Raw genomic sequence first — 17,409 nt, forward strand, 5'->3', positions numbered from 1 at the left:
ATTGGTAAAGCACATCGTTGCCCTGAATGGATTCAAGCATAACGCGGCCGACCGGCAAGATTTCAGTGGCAACGCCACCAGCCGTTGCTCTCCCACATACGTACTTTCACCTAATGCTGCAGCGCGACAATTCCTCTGCTACAATCGGGGAAAACCCCATGAGGGTAATCCCGAAAGGAAGGACGCCATGAACACCCAATCCGATATCAAGCTGACTGACCAACTCGAACGCGAACTGATCGACCGTGAACTCGGTACGCAAAGCCTGGGCTTCGCCCATGACGTGAAGCGCGCCATCGCCTTCGTCCAGAGCGCGATCGAGCGCCTGCAGACCCAGGCCCGCAAGGCCCACGTGGTCTACGCCAACGGCTAAAGAGTTGTTTGCAGCAGAGTAGTTGCGGCCCGTTGCGGGCTGCGTTGTAGAACCGGCCATACGTGCGCCCGCCCGGGCAGACGCGGCCGGTTTTGTTTTGCCCGCGGTTTTTGCGTGCTTTGTGAATAACTTTCGCAAGGCTTGCCAGACCTTTTCGTTTGGCCGGGGCCTGGCAGGGGGCTATCGTGGATGCCTTCGCAATACGCCTTTTCGACCATGCCCCCGCTTGTGCTGCTGTGCCTGCTGATCACCTATGTGGTCTGGGGCACGACCTACCTGGCGATCCGCTTTACGCTGGAGAGCTTTCCGCCGCTGTTCATGATGGGCACGCGCTTCCTTTGCGCGGGCCTGCTGCTGGCCGCCTGGCTGGCGTGGCGGGGCACGCCGATGCCGTCGTGGCGGCTGTTGCGCAACTGCGCGGTGCCGGCGCTGTTCCTGCTGGTGGGCGGCATGGGCCTGACCGCGATTGCCGAGCAGACGATTTCTTCCGGTGCCACCACGGTGATGATCGGGTCGATGCCGATCTTCGCGCTGGTCTGGAGTGCCTGCTTCGGCAACCGGCCGAAATGGTATGAGTACGTGGCGATCGCGATCGGCAGCCTGGGCATCCTGGTGCTGACCGCGGGCGCGGAATTCCGCGTCAGTACCGGGGGCGTGGTGGCGCTGATGCTGGCAGTGGCGAGCTGGTCGTTCGGCTCGCAGCTGGCGCGCCGCCTGGAGCTGCCCCAGGGTGCCGCGGCATTTGCCGCGGAGATGCTGATCGGCGGCGCGGTGCTGATGGTGCTGTCGGCGCTGCGGCAGGAGCCGTGGCCGGCATCGGTCAGCGCGCAGGCCGGCTGGGCCTGGGTCTACCTGGTGGTGGCGGGGTCGCTGGTGGCGTTTTCTGCCTATATGTACCTGGTGTCCACGGTCAGCCAGACGCTGTCGGCCAGCTATGTCTATGTGAACCCGCCGGTGGCGCTGGCGATGGGTGCATGGCTGGGCGGCGAGCAGATCGCGCCGCAGACGCTGGGTGCGGTGATGCTGATCCTGGTGGCGCTGGCCGTGCTCAGCCTGGGCACGCTGCGCACGGCGCGGGCCCAGGCGGCCTGATACTGCCGGCTGCTGCCGGGCAGATCAACTGCCCGACTGTTCCTGGATCCAGAGCGACAGCCGCACCTTGTAGGCCTGCTGGATATGCCGGCGTGCGATCTGTTCCGCCAGCGCCGGGTCGCGCTGTTCGAGCGCCTCCACCAGCGCGATATGTTCCTCGTACGAGCTGCGCGCGCGTCCCGGCACTGAGAGCGTAGTGCGCCCCAGCAGCGCCATCGACTCATGCAGCGAGCGCAGGTTCTTCAGCAGGTAGCGGTTATGCGCGCAGCGGTGCAGGGTTTCGTGGAACAGGCGGTTGTTCTGCGCCAGCCGGTCCGGGTCGTCGGCGAACGCCAGGTCGCGCTCGACGATATCGCGCAGCAGCGAGATCTCCACATCGGTGGCGTGGCGCGCGGCCAGCGCGGCGGCGGTGCCTTCCAGCACTTCGCGCATCACGTACAGCTCGCTGACCATGCTGGCGTCGAGCTGGGTGACCATCATGCCGCGGTTGGGCTCGTTGACGACCAGCCCTTCGGACTCCAGCCGCGACAGCGCTTCACGCACCGGCGTGCGCGACAGGCCCAGGGATTCGGCCAGTTCCACCTCGCGCAGCCGCGTGCCGGGGGACAGCTGGCCGGCCTGGATGGCGGCGCGCAGTTGCTGGTAGGCGCGCTCTGAGCGCGGAAGCGATGCGGCCTGGCCACTCTCGGCGGCGCCGGCGAACTCTTGAGAAATCATGTGAGGCTGGCTGATGCGGTTGGACTGTCGTAGCCAGCCATCATACCCGCTCGTGCGCGCCTGACATCACGGCGACGCAATATGGTGTAAAGGGCCCGGCGCGTGGCCGTGCCTTGCGCCTTAGCCCGCCGGCGACTGGAACGGGTGGTATTGGTAGAGCCAGGTCTCGGACAGCGGCTTGCCGTTCATCCTCAGGAACAGGCGGATATCGACCGGCTGGTTGCCGTCGGCGGTCAGGTCGAACTGGGCACGCCAGTGGCCCGGCACACCGTTGGGAACGGCCTCGGTGAAGACGTAGGAGAAGGTGCCGCGCGAGGCGGTCAGCACGGCCTCGGGTTTGACGCCGAAGGGCAGCTTCTCCAGCGGCGCGCCCTTGAACTCGACCATGAACTTGCGTACGCCCTTGGGCCGCGGCTGGCCCGGCTGGCCGCCATTGCCCAGGCGCGTGGCCACGCAGCGCGCCAGCGGCGACGGAAAGGGCTCGTCGGCCTGCCAGTGCAGCCGGTAGCGCAGGCGGTAGGTGCTGCCGGCCTTGGCCGGGGCCTTGGGCACCCACATGGCGACGATGTTGTCGTGGATCTCGTCATCGGTGCGCAGCTCGACCAGTTGCACCGAACCGGCGCCCCAGCCGTCGCGCGGCTCGACCCACAGGCTCGGGCGGCGCTCATAGTTGACGCCGTCCTGGTAGTGGTCGAACAGGCGGTCGCGCTGCAGCAACCCGAAGCCCTTGGGGTTATCGTCGGAAAACGCCGAGGCCGTGGTCTGCGGCGGGTTGTTCAACGGGCGCCAGATATGCTCGCCGGCGCCGTTCCACAGCGCCAGGCCGTCGGAATCATGCACCTCCGGGCGCCAGTCGACGGCGGTGCCCTTGATGCCTTCGGAGAACCAGAACATCGAGGTCAGCGGCGCCAGCCCCAGCCGGCCCACATCCTTGCGCAGGAACAGCGCGCACTCCACATCCATGATCACGGCCTTGCCACGCTGCATGACGAAGCGGTAGGCGCCGGCGATGCTGGGGCCATCCAGCAGGGCATAGACCGTGACGGTATCGCCATTGCCCTCGGGGGTCTCGAACCAGAAATGGGTGAAGGCCGGGAATTCCTCGGACTTGCCGGCTTCGGCCACGTCGATGGCGATGCCGCGCGCGGACAGCCCGTACTGGTACAGGTCGCCGATGGCGCGGAAATACGACGCGCCGAGGAAGGCAACCCAGTCGTTCTTGCGCCAGTCGCGTGTCTTCTGGTCGCCGAGGCGGCTTTCCTGGAAGCGGAACCCGGCAAAGCCGCTGCCCGGCGGCAGCTTGTGCGCGGGGCTGTCGGCCGGCATGTCGAAGTAGGCGTCGTCGTAGACGATCTCGCGGGTCTTGCCAGGGCCGCCCTTGGCGCGTTCGATCACGTGCATGCGCACCGGCGTGCGGAAGTACGTGCCGAGGTGGAAGAAGGTGGCCGGGAACTGGCCGGGGCCACTGGCAAAGAGCGCGTCGTCGGTGCGGAAGCGGATCTTGCCGTGGGCGTCGTAGTCGATGCGGGACAGCACGTCCGCGGGCGGCGACGCCGGCGGCGCGTAGGGCTTGCCGGCCAGCGCGCGGGCGCGTTCGATCAGGGCGTCGAAACCGAATGGCTGGGCGTCGCCGAGCTTGATCCGGCTGGCTGCCAGCACCGACGGGGTAATGCCCAGTGCGGCGAGCGCGGCGGAGGCAGTGGCTGAGACCAGCAGGGTTCGGCGGTTCATCATGTGGCGAAAGCGTCCTTTTATTGTCCGGGGGTTGTGCAGAACTGTAAGAGACGCCGCCGTCAGCGAAAAGTTCGGACACCCTCTGTTACAGGCGGCCGCCCGCAGCCCGGCTGCAAGCGGCCGCCGCCGCACATCAGGCCTGCCCGCTGGCCCGGCGCCGCTGGCGCCGTTGCCGCGCCAGCATGTTCAGCCCCTCGACCGCTGCCGAGAACGCCATCGCCGTATAGATATAGCCCTTGGGCACATGGGTGCCGAGGCCCTCCGCGATCAGCGTCATGCCGATCATCATCAGGAAGGCCAGCGCCAGCATCACGATGGTCGGGTTGCGGTTGATGAAGTTGGCCAGCGGCGTGGCCGCGAACAGCATCGCCATCACCGCGGCGATCACCGCCACGAACATGATCTGCACATGCTCGGTCATGCCGACCGCGGTGATGATGCTGTCGATCGAGAACACCAGGTCCAGCACCAGGATCTGGCCGATGGCCGAGGCAAAGCTCTGCACCGCCTTGGCCGTGCCGCCTTCCTCGCCTTCTTCGGCGGCGGTGACGTGGTGGTGGATTTCGCGCGTGGCCTTCCAGACCAGGAAGGCGCCGCCCGCGATCAGGATGATGTCGCGCCACGACAGCCCCTGGCCCAGGATGGTGAACACCGGCTCGGTGAGCTTGACGATGAAGGCGATGGTGGCGAGCAGGCCCAGGCGCATCACCAGCGCCAGGCTGATGCCGATCTTGCGCGCCTTCTCGCGCATGGCTTCAGGCAGCTTGTTGGTCAGGATCGAGATGAAGATCAGGTTGTCGATCCCCAGCACGATTTCCATGGCCACCAGCGTGGCCAGTGCCGCCCACGCGGCGGGATCCTGCAGCAATGCCAACGACGCTTCCATGAGAGCTCCGGGTGTCAGGTTCCAGGCTGGCGCCGGACGGTGGTCCGCCCGGGGCACATGCAGGCGTCATGTTAGCGCAGCGCCGCTTGCCCGCGCAGTGTGATCCGGAAAGATAAAGGTTGTTTGACGCGGTTGCCATGTGCCTCGATGGAATATAGTATGTGATATATCAAAAGATCCAAATCGAGCCATCAAGGAGACAGCAATGAAAGTGTGTATCTACGGCGCAGGCGCGATCGGCGGCTATGTCGGGGCGCAGCTTGCGCGCGCGGGGGCGGAGGTCAGCTTCGTCGCGCGTGGCCCCCATCTCGCGGCGATGCAGGAACATGGTGTCAGGCTGCTGATCGACGGCGAGGAGCGCGTGGCCAAGGTGCGCTGCACCAGCGATCCGCGCGAGCTCGGACACCAGGACTATGTGTTCATCACCCTCAAGGCGCATTCCGTGCCGGGCGTGGTGGACCAGATGCAGCCGCTGCTGGGGCCGGAAACCGCGGTCGTCACCGGCGTCAACGGCATTCCGTACTGGTACTTCTACAAGCATGGCGGCGAGCTGGCCGGCAGCACGCTGGAAAGCGTCGATCCCGGCGGGCGCCAATGGAAAGGCCTGGGGCCGGAGCGGGCGATCGGCTGCGTGGTCTATCCCGCGGCTGAGATCGTTGCGCCCGGCGTGATCAAGCATGTCTACGGCAAGAAGTTTCCGCTGGGCGAGCCGGATGGCAGCCGCTCGGCGCGCGTGACCCGGCTCAGCGAAATGATGATGGCCGCCGACCTGGACGCCCCGGTGCGCGACAATATCCGCGACGAGATCTGGCTCAAGCTGTGGGGCAACCTGTGCTTCAACCCGATCAGCGCGCTCACGCATGCCACGCTCGACGTCATCACCGCCGACCCGGCCACGCGGGCGCTGTCGCGCCAGATGATGGTTGAGGCGCAAGGCATCGCCGAGCGTTTCGGGGTGAAATTCCGCGTCGACGTGGAGCGGCGCATCGACGGCGCCGGTGCCGTGGGCGCGCACAAGACCTCGATGCTGCAGGACCTGGAGGCCGGGCGGGCCATGGAAATCGACCCGCTGCTGACCGTGGTGCAGGAAATGGGACGTCTGGTTGCGCAGCCCACGCCGATGTGCGATGCCGTGCTGGGTCTGATCAAGCAGCGCGACACGATGGCCAAGCTGGCCGCCTGAGCGCGGCTGGGAACAGGGGATACCGCGGGTCAGGTATCCCCTGGCGCACGCCAGGCGCGCCAAGATAGCGTGAGCCGGGCTTGCGAAGCGAGAAAGGCAGGGCGATAGTGATATACCATATACGACAGACCGCGCACCGCTACTGTGCCGATGCATGACAACAACGCATTGTTTGATGCGTTTTCGTAATGGGTCCGGCGTTTTTGCTAAGCTGTGCGGCAATGCGGGGGGCAGCCATTCCGGCCACCCTGCCGCTGGTCTCACACGAGCTCATTCATGTCTGCGCAAAGCCAATCCATCGTCCAGCCCAACGGGCTGGCCTTGTCCGTGCAACCGATCAATGCCGGCGCGAGCCTGCGCGACCAGGCCTACGCCATGTTGCGCCAGGCCATCGCCGACGCTGACATCTACCAGTCGCGCGACGAGATCCGCCTCGATGAGCGGGTTCTGAGCGAGGCCATGGGTGTCAGCCGCACACCCATCCGCGAAGCCATGACGCTGCTGGAGCAGGAGGGCTTCCTGCGCACCGTGCCCCGGCGCGGCATCTACATCATGCGCAAGACCAAGCGCGAGATCGTGGAGATGATCCAGATGTGGGCCGCGCTGGAAAGCATGGCCGCGCGGCTGGCCACCGAGAACGCCACCGATGCCGAGATCGCGCAGCTGCGCAGCATGTTCGACAGCTTCCGTGATTCCACTCCGGCCGAGCATATCGAAGAGTATTCGGACGCCAATATCGCGTTCCACCAGGCGATCGTGCAGCTGTCCAAGTCGCAGATCATCATGGACACGATCCGCAATATCTTTATCCACGTGCGCGCGATCCGGAAGATGACGATCTCGCAGAGCGACCGGGCGGCACGTTCGATCGTGGACCACCTGCGCATCATCGAGGCGCTGGAGAAACGCGATACCGAGCTGGCCGAGCGGCTGGTGCGGCAGCATTCGCTGGATCTGGCTGACTACGTGGAACGGCACTGCGACTTCCTCGACTGAAGGCGGGCGGGGGTAGGGCGGCAAAACGGCGGACCTTGGTCCGCCGTTTTGCTTTTGTGCGTTCCCGGATGACGCGCGAGCTTTTCGTGTTGTGGTATGTGATATATCAATGTGAAAAAGATGCTGGCTGACTGATTCGGGATTTGACTGGGTTTCCCACTTCGGGCAAGCAAAACAGGTCGATTGCTGCATTGCATCGTCGAAATTTGTGTTGCATCGGGCAAACTCCTCTTGCTCTCTTCTGATATATCACATACCGTATGTCATCAAGAGGGCCGGAACGGACGCGAGCGAGTACGCGCCGAGCACCAGGAACAGACCATATACAAGTGAAACCATCGTCCGAGGAGACATCCGAAATGGAAACCAAGGCACTGCAAGGCGTTCGCATCCTGGATATGACCCACGTCCAGGCGGGCCCCTCGGCCACGCAGCTGATGGCGTGGCTGGGCGCGGACGTGATCAAGGTGGAAATGCCCGGCCGCGGGGACATCACCCGCAGCCAGCTGCGCGACGTGCCCAACGCCGACAGCCTGTACTTCACCATGCTCAACAGCAACAAGCGCAGCCTGACGCTGAACATGAAGACGCCCGAAGGCAAGGCGCTGCTCGAAGACCTGGTCCAGCGCAGCGACGTGCTGATCGAGAACTTCGGGCCGGGCGTGCTCGAGCGCGCGGGCTTTGACTGGGACCACCTGCAGGACCTGAACCCGCGGCTGGTCTATGCCTCGATCAAGGGCTTCGGCCCGGGGCCGTACGCGGACTGCAAGGCGTATGAGAACGTGGCCCAGTGCATGGGCGGTTCGGCCTCCACCACGGGCGATGCCGAGGGCGTGCCCACTGTCACCGGCGCGCAGATCGGTGATTCGGGCACGGGCGTGCATTGCGTGGTCGGCATCCTGGCCGCGCTGCTGCAGCGCGAGCACACCGGCCGCGGCCAGCGCGTGGAAGTGGCGATGCAGGACGCGGTGCTGAACCTGTGCCGCGTCAAGCTGCGCGACCAGCAGCGCCTGGCCAACGGCCCGCTGCGCGAGTACCCGAACGAAGAGTTCGGCGACCACGTGCCGCGCGCCGGCAATGCCTCGGGCGGCGGCCAGCCGGGCGCGGCGCTGCGCTGCGCGCCGGGCGGCCCCAACGACTATGTCTACGTCATCATCCAGCCGCAAGGCTGGGAGCCGCTGATGCGCCTGTGCGGGCGCGAGGACCTGATCACCAATCCGGACTACGCCACGCCAGAAGCACGCCTCAAGCACCTGGCCGACTGCTTCGCCGTGATCGAGAAATGGACCGGTGGCCGCAGCAAGTTCGACGTGATGGCGGCGCTCAACGAGGTCGATGTGCCGTGCGGCCCGATCCTGTCGATGAAGGACCTGATCGAGGACGAGTCGCTGTACCAGCGCGGCTACCTGAAGGAGCTGGAGCACCCGCAGCGCGGCAGCTACGTGCAGCTGGGCTGCCCGATCACGCTCTCGGCATCGCCGGTGGAGATCGAGCGTTCGCCGCTGCTGGGCGAGCATACCGAAGAGATTCTCGAGTGGCTGGGGCGCTCGCCCGCGCAGATCGCCGCGATGAAGCTGGCCGGCGCGGTATGACGCAAGCCTGACGTCATTCCCGCCTGTGCGGGAATGACGAATCCGGGCGCGAGCCGCCCACGATCCCATTTCTTCCAAGATCCTGCAACCGACATCGGAGCAGGCAGGGCCCCGCTTTGCCTGCGCAAGGAGCATGCTGTGCAAACCTGGATACGCTTTCGCCGCGCTGACGGCAGCATCGGCCATGGCCGCATCGACGAAGCCGATGGCAACCGTGTCGTCGAATATGACGGCGACGGTTTCAACGACCCCGCCCCTACCGGCGCCGTGCATGAGCGCGCGTCGCTGACGCTGCTCGCGCCCTGTGCGCCGGGCAAGGTGGTGGCGTTGTGGAACAACTTCCACGCACTCGCGCGCAAGCTGGAAAAGCCCGTGCCTACGCACCCGCTGTTCCTGCTCAAGCCGGCCTCGTCGCTGGCCGGGCCGGGCGATGCGGTGCAGCGCCCCAAGAGCTACGACGGCAAGATCGTCTATGAGGGCGAGCTGGGCATCGTGATCGGCAGCAAGGCGCGCAATGTGTCGGTGGCCGAGGCCGGCGCGCATATCTTCGGTTATACCGTCGTCAACGACGTGACCGCGGCCGAGCTGATCACGGCCGACCCCAACTTCCCGCAGTGGACGCGCGCCAAGGGCTTCGACACCTTCGGCTGCATCGGCCCGGCCATTGTCTGCGGCTTCAACTGGAAGGCCGCCAGCGTCATCACGCGGCTCGATGGCGTGGAGCGGCAGAACTACCCGCTGTCGGACATGATCTTCTCGCCCGAGGAACAGGTCAGCCGGATCTCGCAGGACCTGACGCTGATGCCCGGCGACGTGATTGCGTGCGGCACCTCGATCGGCGTGGGATCGATGAAGGACGGTGCGGTGGTCGAGGTGGCGATCGCGGGCATCGGCTCGCTGGTCAACCACGTGCGCGGCTGAGCCGGCGCCCGATTCCTTCCATAAAACGGTGAATGCCATGCCAATGACGATCGGTGTGCCACGCGAAGTCCACCCGGGCGAGCGGCGCGTTGCCGCCACGCCCGACTCGGTCAGGGAACTGCTCAAGCTCGGCTATCAGGTGGTGGTGGAGAGCGGCGCCGGCCAGGAAGCGTCGTTCTCCGACGCTGACTACAGCGCCGCCGGTGCGGCCATTGTCGACGCGGCCAGCCTGTGGGCCTCGGTCGACGTGGTGATCAAGGTGCGCCCGCCGCAGGTCCATCCCAGCCTGGGCGTGGAAGAGGCGGCGCTGCTGAAGAAGCATGCCACGCTGATCGGCTTTGTCTGGCCGGCGCAGCAAATGGCGATGCTGGAGCGGCTGACGCAGCGCGGCGCAACCGTGCTGGCGATGGACTGCGTGCCGCGCATCTCGCGCGCGCAGAAACTCGATGCGCTCAGCTCGATGGCCAATATGGCTGGCTACCGCGCGGTGATCGAAGCCGCGCATGCGTTCGGGCGGCCCTTTGCCGGGCAGATCACGGCAGCGGGCAAGATCCCGCCGGCGCGCGTGCTGGTGATCGGCGCGGGCGTGGCGGGGCTGGCGGCGATCGGCGCGGCGCGCAGCCTGGGTGCGGTGGTGCGCGCCTTCGATACGCGACCGGTGGTGCGCCAGCAGATCGAAAGCCTGGGCGCCGAGTTCCTGACCGTCGAGATCGAAGAGGACGGCAGCGGCAGCGGCGGCTATGCCAAGGAGATGAGCCCGGCTTTTATCGAAGCCGAGATGCGTCTCTTTGCCGAACAGGCGCGCGAGGTCGACATCATCATCACCACCGCGCTGATCCCGGGCAGGCCCGCGCCCAAGCTGCTCGAGGCCGGCACGGTGGGCCTGATGCGCGCCGGCAGCGTGGTGGTCGACCTGGCTGCTGAGCAGGGCGGCAACTGCGTGCTGACCGTGCCGGGCGAGGCGGTGCGGCAGCACGGCGTCACCATCATCGGCTACACCGACCTGCCCAGCCGCATGGCGGCGCAGGCCAGCCAGCTCTATGGCACCAATATCCGCCACCTGCTGACGGAGCTGACGCCGGGCAAGGACGGCCAGCTCGTGGTCGACATGGACGACGAGATGATCCGCGGCGCCACGGTGCTGCACCAGGGCACGGTGACCTGGCCACCGCCGCCGCTGACGGTGGCGACCCCGCAGCAGCAGGCGCCGGCCGCGCCGCCGCCGGTGCAGGCCGAGGCCGAGCCGCCGCGCAGCCGCACCGGCGCGACGCTGGTCGCGCTGGCCATCGCGGCGGCGGCGCTGCTGGGCCTGGGCGCGGTCGCGCCGCCGGCCTTCATGGCGCATTTCACGGTGTTCGTGCTGGCGATCTTTGTCGGCTACCAGGTGGTGTGGAACGTCACCGCCGCGCTGCATACACCGCTGATGAGCGTGACCAATGCCATCAGCGGGATCATCGTGGTGGGCGCGCTGGTGCAGCTGGGCAAGCCGTCGCTGGTGACGGCGGTGATTGCCGGCAGCGCGGTGCTGCTGGCCACCATCAATATCGCCGGCGGCTTCCTGGTGACGCAGCGCATGCTCAAGATGTTCCAGCGGGACTAGAGGGGGAGACAAGGATGCCATCCGGAATCAGCAATATCGCTTACCTGGGCGCCAGTGCGCTCTTCATCCTCAGCCTGAGCGGGCTGAGCCACCCCGGCACCGCGCGCCGCGGCAACCTGCTGGGCATCGCTGGCATGGTGATCGCGGTGCTGACCACCGTGCTGGCGGGCAGCCCGGACGGCATCGCCATCATCATCGGCGCAATGCTGGTGGGCGGCATCGCCGGTGCCCTGCTGGCCAGGCGCGTGGAAATGACGCAGATGCCGCAACTGGTGGCGGTGCTGCACAGCTTCGTCGGCCTGGCCGCGGTGCTGGTGGGCTACGCCAACTACCTGGATACCCATGCGCTCACCGGCGCGGAGAAGGCCATCCATGAAGTGGAAACCTACCTTGGCATCCTGATCGGCGCGGTCACGTTCACGGGCTCGATCATCGCCTTCCTGAAGCTGCAGGGCACCATGGGCGGTAAGCCGATGTTGCTGCCGGGCCGGCATGCCTTGAATGCCATCGCGCTGCTGGTTTGCGTGTGGCTGGGCTATGCCTTCCTGAGCGCGCCCGACGCGCAGCAGGGGCTGGTGCCGCTGGCGGCGATGACGGTGATTGCGCTGCTGGTCGGCGCGCACCTGGTGCTGGCCATCGGCGGCGCCGACATGCCGGTGGTGGTGTCGATGCTCAACAGCTACTCCGGCTGGGCCGCGGCGGCCACCGGCTTCATGCTGGGCAACGACCTGCTGATCATCACCGGCGCGCTGGTGGGATCGAGCGGCGCCATCCTCAGCTACATCATGTGCAAGGCGATGAACCGCAAGTTCCTGTCGGTGATCCTGGGCGGCTTCGGCGCAGTGCAGGCACAGGGCGCGGCGACGGAGCAGGGCGAGGTGCTGCCGGTGTCCAGCGAGGAAGTCGGCAACCTGCTCAAGGACGCCAGCGACGTGATCATCGTGCCGGGCTACGGCATGGCGGTGGCGCAGGCGCAGGGCACCATCAGCGAGATCGCGCGGCGGCTGCGGGCGCAGGGGGTCACCGTGCGCTTCGGCATTCACCCGGTGGCGGGCCGCCTGCCCGGGCACATGAACGTGCTGCTGGCCGAGGCGCGCGTGCCGTACGACATCGTGCTGGAGATGGAAGAGATCAACGACGACTTCGAGAAGGCCGACGTGGTGCTGGTGGTGGGCGCCAACGACATCGTCAACCCCGGTGCGCTGGAAGACCCAGGCAGCCCCATTGCCGGCATGCCGGTGCTGGAAGTGTGGAAGGCCCGCACCGTGGTGGTGTCCAAGCGCAGCATGGCGGCCGGCTATGCGGGCGTGGACAACCCGTTGTTCTACAAGGACAACACGCGGATGTGGTTCGGCGACGCCAAGGGCAGTGTCGATGCCCTGCTGAGGCAACTGGAGGAAGCGCCGGCCTGAGTTGCTGAACAGTTCAGGCGGCCGCGAAGCCACCGCCGCCCCGCGTTGGTCGGGGCGGCGGTGGCTTTTGTTGTCTGGATGGGCCCAGCCATAGACAATCTTGGAAGCCCGGCAGGCGATTCATGCCAGCTCCGCGATATATAAACGATCACGAATAGATACGATAAAAAACTTTAAGACTAGTCAAATTAAGCTTCAGGTAGCATCAATCCACGACTTCATGTGCCGCAATGCAGCTCGGGCTATGAAAAGGCCTTCCTGACCTTCGGCATTTTGCAGGGCGTGTGCATTTTCGTGCTGGCACTGCTGCTGGTGAAGCCCAAGGCGCCCAAGGGCGCGGTGGCGGCCAAGGCGGTACTGTGGTGGTGCCGCTGGCATCGGTCCTGTCGGCGCATGGTGGCTGGGGAGCCGTGTTCTCGGTGGCGGCGGTGGTGACGATTGCGGCAGGGATCTTGGCCAAGGTGTTCCTGGCGCCCATGCGCAAGCGCTTTATCATCGGGCATGCCGAGGCAGTGCGCGTGTCCGACGGCGCGTGCCTGGCTGGCATGTCGCCGCGTAGGCGGAAGAGTAGAGGGGGAGCCTCGCGTAGGCTGCCGGGCTTCCGGAGTGGGGGCAGGACATTCCCATAGTGGGTGCGCTGGTGCTCGCGGAGGACGTCAGTGCGCGGCAACGTGTTCCAGAGGGCCATAAAGTCGCTGGAATTTTGGTATGTAGTATATCTTCATGCGTAATTCCGACTAGATTTCCAGGTTTCGACATGGCCCGGAAATCTGTGCCGATTGCGCATAAATGGCGTGCTTTCAGGAATTGGGTTGATTTAGCGGTAGTTGCCTACAAAATTGCTGCGCCGCATCGACGAAACTTGAAGATCTAGGGGAAATTCTTCTTGCTTCGTTCTGATATATCACATACCGTATGTCATCAAGATCGAATGAAACGATCGGGCGCCGCAAGGCATACGGGTAGCAACAGCGAAGGGCGAGAAGGCGAGGGTGCCCCGCCCCGTAAAGAGTTCAACGAGGAGACCAAGACATGTCCGAAGTCGTCGAAGCCAAGCGGGCCGGGAGCACCACGCGGAAGACACGCTGAATTAGAAGAATTCCAACCCCAGTCAATTTGTATAGAAGGAATCAACCATGGCAGAAGTCGGAAACGAACTGCAGCGTCACGCCACGGAAGAACATCAGGCACAAACCGATGGTTTTCATCTGGTCATCGACGCGCTGAAGCTGAACGGCATCGAAAACATCTACGGCTTGCCCGGCATTCCGGTCACCGATCTGGCCCGTCTGGCGCAGGCCAACGGCATGCGCGTCATCAGCTTCCGTCACGAGCAGAACGCAGGCAACGCAGCAGCGATTGCCGGCTTTCTCACGCAAAAGCCGGGCGTTTGCCTGACCGTTTCTGCGCCGGGCTTCCTGAACGGGCTGACGGCGCTGGCGCATGCGACCACCAACTGCTTCCCGATGATCCTGATCAGCGGCTCGAGCGAGCGCGAGATCGTCGATTTGCAGCAGGGGGACTACGAAGAGATGGACCAGCTGGCCATCGCGCGTCCGCACGCCAAGGCTGCCTTCCGCGTGCTGCACGCTGAAGACATTGGTGTCGGGATCGCGCGTGCCATTCGTGCCGCCGTGTCGGGCCGTCCGGGCGGTGTGTACCTGGACCTGCCGGCCAAGCTGCTGGGCCAGTCGATGGAAGCCGAGAAGGGCCGCAAGTCGCTGATCAAGGTGGTGGATCCGGCCCCGCGCCAACTGCCTGCACCGGACTCGATCGACCGTGCTGTCGCGCTGCTGAAGAGCGCCAAGCGCCCGCTGATCCTGCTGGGCAAGGGTGCCGCGTACGCACGCGCCGAAGCGGATATCCGCACGCTGGTCGAGAAGACGGGCATTCCGTACCTGCCGATGTCGATGGCCAAGGGCCTGCTGCCCGATACGCATCCGCAATCGGCCTCGGCCGCACGCTCGTATGTGCTGGCTGAAGCTGACGTGGTGTTGCTGGTCGGCGCCCGCCTGAACTGGCTGCTGTCGCACGGCAAGGGCAAGACCTGGGGCAAGCCGAAGCAATTCATCCAGATCGACATCGCGGCGACCGAGATGGACAGCAACGTCGCCATCGCCGCGCCGGTAGTGGGTGACATTGGTTCGTGCGTGTCGGCAATCCTCGACAAGGTCGGCAATGACTTTGCCAAGCCGGGCGCCGAGTGGCTGAACGCGGTGGCCGACCGCAGGGACACGAACCTGGCGAAGATGGCCGAGACCCTGGCCAAGTCCAGGGATGTCTCGCCGATGAACTTCCACGGCGCGCTGAGCGTGCTGAAGGATGTGGTCAAGGCCAACCCGGGCATCTCGTTCGTCAACGAAGGCGCCAACACGCTGGACTACGCCCGTGCCGTGATCGACATGTACGAGCCGCGCAAGCGCCTGGACGTAGGCACCTGGGGCGTGATGGGCGTGGGCATGGGCTACGCGGTCGCCGCGGCGGTCGAGACCGGCAAGCCGGTGCTGGCGCTGTGCGGCGACAGTGCGTTCGGTTTCTCGGGCATGGAAGTCGAGACGATCTGCCGTTACAACCTGCCGGTCTGCATCGTCATCTTCAACAACAACGGCGTCTACAAGGGCATCGACGTGAATCCGACCGGCGGCAAGGATCCGGCGGTCACGACGTTCGTCCCGGGCGCGCGCTACGACAAGATGATGGAAGCGTTCGGTGGCGTCGGCCACAACGTCACCACGCCGGCGGAACTCGAGGCTGCGGTGAACGAAGCCCTGCGCTCGGGCAAGCCCACGCTGGTCAACGCTGTCATCGATCCGGCTGCCGGCACGGAAAGCGGTCGTCTGACCAATCTGAATCCGCAAAGCTCGGCCAAGAAGTAATTCACCCGAATTTCACCCCTCTGATCCAATAGGAGAACGAAAGTGAACCTCCCACTCAACGGCATCAAGATCATCGACTTCACGCACGTCCAGGCCGGTCCCGCCTGCACGCAGCTTCTCGCGTGGTTCGGTGCGGACGTGATCAAGGTCGAGCGCCCCGGTTCCGGCGACGTGACGCGCACCCAGCTGCGCGACATCCCGGATGTCGATGCGCTGTACTTCACCATGCTCAACAGCAACAAGCGCAGCCTGACGCTGGACACCAAGAAGCCGGACGGCAAGAAGATCCTGGAGCAGCTGATCCGCGAGTCGGACGTGCTGGTCGAGAACTTCGGCCCGGGCGCGCTGGACCGCATGGGCTTCTCGTGGGAACGCATCAACGAACTGAACCCGAAGATGATCGTGGCTTCGGTCAAGGGCTTCAGCGACGGCCACCACTATGAAGACCTGAAGGTCTATGAGAACGTGGCCCAGTGCGCCGGCGGCGCGGCCTCGACCACCGGCTTCTGGGATGGCCCGCCGACGGTGTCCGCCGCGGCGCTGGGCGATTCCAACACCGGCATGCACCTGGCCATCGGCATCCTCACCGCGCTGATCGGCCGCGACAAGACCGGCAAGGGCCAGAAGGTGGCCGTGTCGATGCAGGATGCGGTGCTGAACCTGTGCCGGGTCAAGCTGCGCGACCAGCAGCGCCTGGACCGCCTGGGCTACCTGGAAGAGTACCCGCAGTATCCGCACGGCAGCTTCAGCGACGTGGTGCCGCGCGGCGGCAACGCGGGCGGCGGCGGCCAGCCGGGCTGGGTGCTGAAGTGCAAGGGCTGGGAAACCGACCCCAACGCCTATATCTACTTCACCATCCAGGGCCATGCCTGGGAGCCGATCTGCAAGGCGCTGGGCAAGCCGGAATGGATTTCCGATCCCAACTACGCCACCGCCAAGGCTCGCCAGCCGCATATCTTCGATATCTTCAACACCATCGAGGAATGGCTCGCCGACAAGACCAAGTACGAGGCCGTGGACATCCTGCGCAAGTTCGACATCCCGTGCTCGCCGGTGCTGTCGATGAAGGAAATCGCCGATGATCCGTCGCTGCGAGCCAGCGGCAGCATCACCGAGGTGCCGCACAAGGAGCGCGGCACCTACCTTACGGTGGGCAGCCCGATCAAGTTCTCCGACCTCAAGCCGGAGATCACCGGGTCGCCGCTGCTGGGCGAGCATAGCGAAGAGGTGCTGGCCGGCCTGGGCTACGGCGCGGACGACATCAAGCGCCTGCGCGAGTCCCAGGTGATCTGACGCTGCCCGCCGGCACTTGTGCCGGAGTGTACGCCGGGGTCTCGCGCATAGCGGGCCCCGGCGTTTTTGCTTGCAGCGTGGCCATGTGGCACGCTACCTTGATGGCCATGACAGGCCGGCGCCGACCGGCCCTGGTAATAACGAGGGAATCCCCATGACAGACCAGATCGATTACGCGCAACTGGTGTCCGCCATCAGCGACGCCATCATCATCTCCGACGCCAAGGGCGCCATCACGCTATGGAATCCCGCGGCCGAGCGCATGTTCGGCTTTACCCAGGCCGAGGCCATGGGCAAGTCGCTCGACCTGATCATCCCTGAGCGCCTGCGCGGGCGGCACTGGGAGGGCTACGACAAGACCATGGCGACCGGCATCACGCGCTACGGCCACGATCTGCTCAAGGTGCCCGCGGTCGACAAGGACGGCAAGGCCATGTCGATCGCCTTCACCGTGGCGCTGCTCAAGGATGATGCGGGCGCTATCACCGGCATCGTCGCCGTGGTCCGCGACGAGACCGTGCGCTTCCAGGAGGAGCGGGCGCTGAAGAAGCGGCTGGTGGAGCTGGAAAACCAGGTCAAGGAACAGGCCTGAGGCGCGTGCCTTTTCCGTGATCCAGGGCCAGCCGCGCAGCGCGTCGGCCCGGTGGCCAGGCCTGGTCCTGGCCGTTTCCTGTTTGCGCGGGGGCCCCGGCCGGGGGCGGCGCGAAAGGTGGTTTTTCCCCCCCAGTTTTTCC

General features: G+C 65.6%; 14 protein-coding genes. 11 read left to right on the forward strand and 3 right to left on the reverse strand.

Going from position 1 to position 17,409, the window contains the following annotated elements:
• Positions 1 to 187 precede the first annotated feature (187 nt).
• Together AC3WVS_RS16570 and AC3WVS_RS16575 are read left to right on the forward strand one after the other, a co-directional pair.
• Positions 188 to 373 carry a hypothetical protein gene (locus AC3WVS_RS16570; RefSeq protein ID WP_010810228.1) on the forward strand — a complete coding sequence of 62 codons (186 nt, stop codon included), beginning with the start codon at positions 188 to 190 and terminating at the stop codon, positions 371 to 373.
• Positions 374 to 589: 216 nt separating this feature from the next.
• A complete protein-coding gene (locus AC3WVS_RS16575) occupies positions 590 to 1,465 on the forward strand; it encodes an EamA family transporter (protein ID WP_492319544.1) in 876 nt (291 codons plus the stop codon).
• A gap of 24 nt (positions 1,466 to 1,489) precedes the next feature.
• Here the strand turns inward: AC3WVS_RS16575 and AC3WVS_RS16580 are convergent, their stop codons facing one another.
• The 3 genes from AC3WVS_RS16580 to AC3WVS_RS16590 form a co-directional block, all read right to left on the reverse strand.
• Positions 1,490 to 2,182 (reverse strand): GntR family transcriptional regulator, encoded by a 693-nt coding sequence (locus AC3WVS_RS16580; protein WP_492319545.1) that lies wholly within the window; start codon positions 2,180 to 2,182, stop codon positions 1,490 to 1,492.
• 120 nt (positions 2,183 to 2,302) lie between these two features.
• Positions 2,303 to 3,916 (reverse strand): OpgD/OpgG family glucan biosynthesis protein, encoded by a 1,614-nt coding sequence (locus AC3WVS_RS16585; RefSeq protein WP_492319546.1) that lies wholly within the window; start codon positions 3,914 to 3,916, stop codon positions 2,303 to 2,305.
• 133 nt (positions 3,917 to 4,049) lie between these two features.
• Positions 4,050 to 4,802: a TerC family protein gene (locus tag AC3WVS_RS16590; protein ID WP_492319547.1), complete on the reverse strand. Its 753-nt coding sequence runs from the start codon at positions 4,800 to 4,802 to the stop codon at positions 4,050 to 4,052.
• Between the two features lie 205 nt (positions 4,803 to 5,007).
• Here AC3WVS_RS16590 and AC3WVS_RS16595 point away from each other — a divergent pair, with 205 nt between their 5' ends.
• From AC3WVS_RS16595 to AC3WVS_RS16635, 9 genes are all read left to right on the forward strand, one after another.
• Positions 5,008 to 5,985 carry a 2-dehydropantoate 2-reductase gene (locus tag AC3WVS_RS16595; RefSeq protein WP_035818877.1) on the forward strand — a complete coding sequence of 326 codons (978 nt, stop codon included), beginning with the start codon at positions 5,008 to 5,010 and terminating at the stop codon, positions 5,983 to 5,985.
• A 276-nt stretch (positions 5,986 to 6,261) separates the two neighbouring features.
• Complete coding sequence (locus AC3WVS_RS16600; protein ID WP_010810222.1) at positions 6,262 to 6,981, forward strand: GntR family transcriptional regulator; 720 nt, start codon at positions 6,262 to 6,264, stop codon at positions 6,979 to 6,981.
• Between the two features lie 359 nt (positions 6,982 to 7,340).
• A complete protein-coding gene (gene frc / locus AC3WVS_RS16605) occupies positions 7,341 to 8,573 on the forward strand; it encodes a formyl-CoA transferase (RefSeq protein ID WP_010810221.1) in 1,233 nt (410 codons plus the stop codon).
• A gap of 138 nt (positions 8,574 to 8,711) precedes the next feature.
• Positions 8,712 to 9,494, forward strand: coding sequence for a fumarylacetoacetate hydrolase family protein (locus AC3WVS_RS16610; RefSeq protein WP_010810220.1), 783 nt, complete (start codon positions 8,712 to 8,714; stop codon positions 9,492 to 9,494).
• 37 nt (positions 9,495 to 9,531) lie between these two features.
• Positions 9,532 to 11,094 carry a Re/Si-specific NAD(P)(+) transhydrogenase subunit alpha gene (locus tag AC3WVS_RS16615; RefSeq protein WP_492319548.1) on the forward strand — a complete coding sequence of 521 codons (1,563 nt, stop codon included), beginning with the start codon at positions 9,532 to 9,534 and terminating at the stop codon, positions 11,092 to 11,094.
• A gap of 14 nt (positions 11,095 to 11,108) precedes the next feature.
• On the forward strand, positions 11,109 to 12,506 hold the full coding sequence (gene pntB, locus AC3WVS_RS16620; protein WP_492319549.1) for a Re/Si-specific NAD(P)(+) transhydrogenase subunit beta: 1,398 nt from the start codon (positions 11,109 to 11,111) through the stop codon (positions 12,504 to 12,506).
• A gap of 1,136 nt (positions 12,507 to 13,642) precedes the next feature.
• Complete coding sequence (gene oxc / locus AC3WVS_RS16625; RefSeq protein ID WP_492319550.1) at positions 13,643 to 15,382, forward strand: oxalyl-CoA decarboxylase; 1,740 nt, start codon at positions 13,643 to 13,645, stop codon at positions 15,380 to 15,382.
• A 42-nt stretch (positions 15,383 to 15,424) separates the two neighbouring features.
• The gene (gene frc, locus AC3WVS_RS16630; protein WP_035818898.1) at positions 15,425 to 16,675 is read left to right on the forward strand and encodes a formyl-CoA transferase; all 1,251 of its coding nucleotides are present in this window, start codon (positions 15,425 to 15,427) and stop codon (positions 16,673 to 16,675) included.
• Between the two features lie 154 nt (positions 16,676 to 16,829).
• Complete coding sequence (locus tag AC3WVS_RS16635; protein ID WP_492319551.1) at positions 16,830 to 17,267, forward strand: PAS domain-containing protein; 438 nt, start codon at positions 16,830 to 16,832, stop codon at positions 17,265 to 17,267.
• Positions 17,268 to 17,409: the final 142 nt, after the last annotated feature.

The organism is Cupriavidus sp. CPT47-8839-RL05A (assembly GCF_058792255.1).

Bases quoted from the DNA above. Each gene is read 5' to 3' on its own strand.
- AC3WVS_RS16600 (WP_010810222.1), top strand. From the start codon at position 6,262: ATGTCTGCGCAAAGCCAATCCATCGTCCAGCCCAACGGGCTGGCCTTG.
- oxc (WP_492319550.1), top strand. From the start codon at position 13,643: ATGGCAGAAGTCGGAAACGAACTGCAGCGTCACGCCACGGAAGAACAT.
- AC3WVS_RS16595 (WP_035818877.1), top strand. From the start codon at position 5,008: ATGAAAGTGTGTATCTACGGCGCAGGCGCGATCGGCGGCTATGTCGGG.
- AC3WVS_RS16635 (WP_492319551.1), top strand. From the start codon at position 16,830: ATGACAGACCAGATCGATTACGCGCAACTGGTGTCCGCCATCAGCGAC.
- frc (WP_010810221.1), top strand. From the start codon at position 7,341: ATGGAAACCAAGGCACTGCAAGGCGTTCGCATCCTGGATATGACCCAC.
- pntB (WP_492319549.1), top strand. From the start codon at position 11,109: ATGCCATCCGGAATCAGCAATATCGCTTACCTGGGCGCCAGTGCGCTC.
- AC3WVS_RS16585 (WP_492319546.1), bottom strand. From the start codon at position 3,916: ATGATGAACCGCCGAACCCTGCTGGTCTCAGCCACTGCCTCCGCCGCG.
- AC3WVS_RS16575 (WP_492319544.1), top strand. From the start codon at position 590: ATGCCCCCGCTTGTGCTGCTGTGCCTGCTGATCACCTATGTGGTCTGG.
- AC3WVS_RS16615 (WP_492319548.1), top strand. From the start codon at position 9,532: ATGCCAATGACGATCGGTGTGCCACGCGAAGTCCACCCGGGCGAGCGG.
- AC3WVS_RS16590 (WP_492319547.1), bottom strand. From the start codon at position 4,802: ATGGAAGCGTCGTTGGCATTGCTGCAGGATCCCGCCGCGTGGGCGGCA.
- AC3WVS_RS16580 (WP_492319545.1), bottom strand. From the start codon at position 2,182: ATGATTTCTCAAGAGTTCGCCGGCGCCGCCGAGAGTGGCCAGGCCGCA.
- AC3WVS_RS16570 (WP_010810228.1), top strand. From the start codon at position 188: ATGAACACCCAATCCGATATCAAGCTGACTGACCAACTCGAACGCGAA.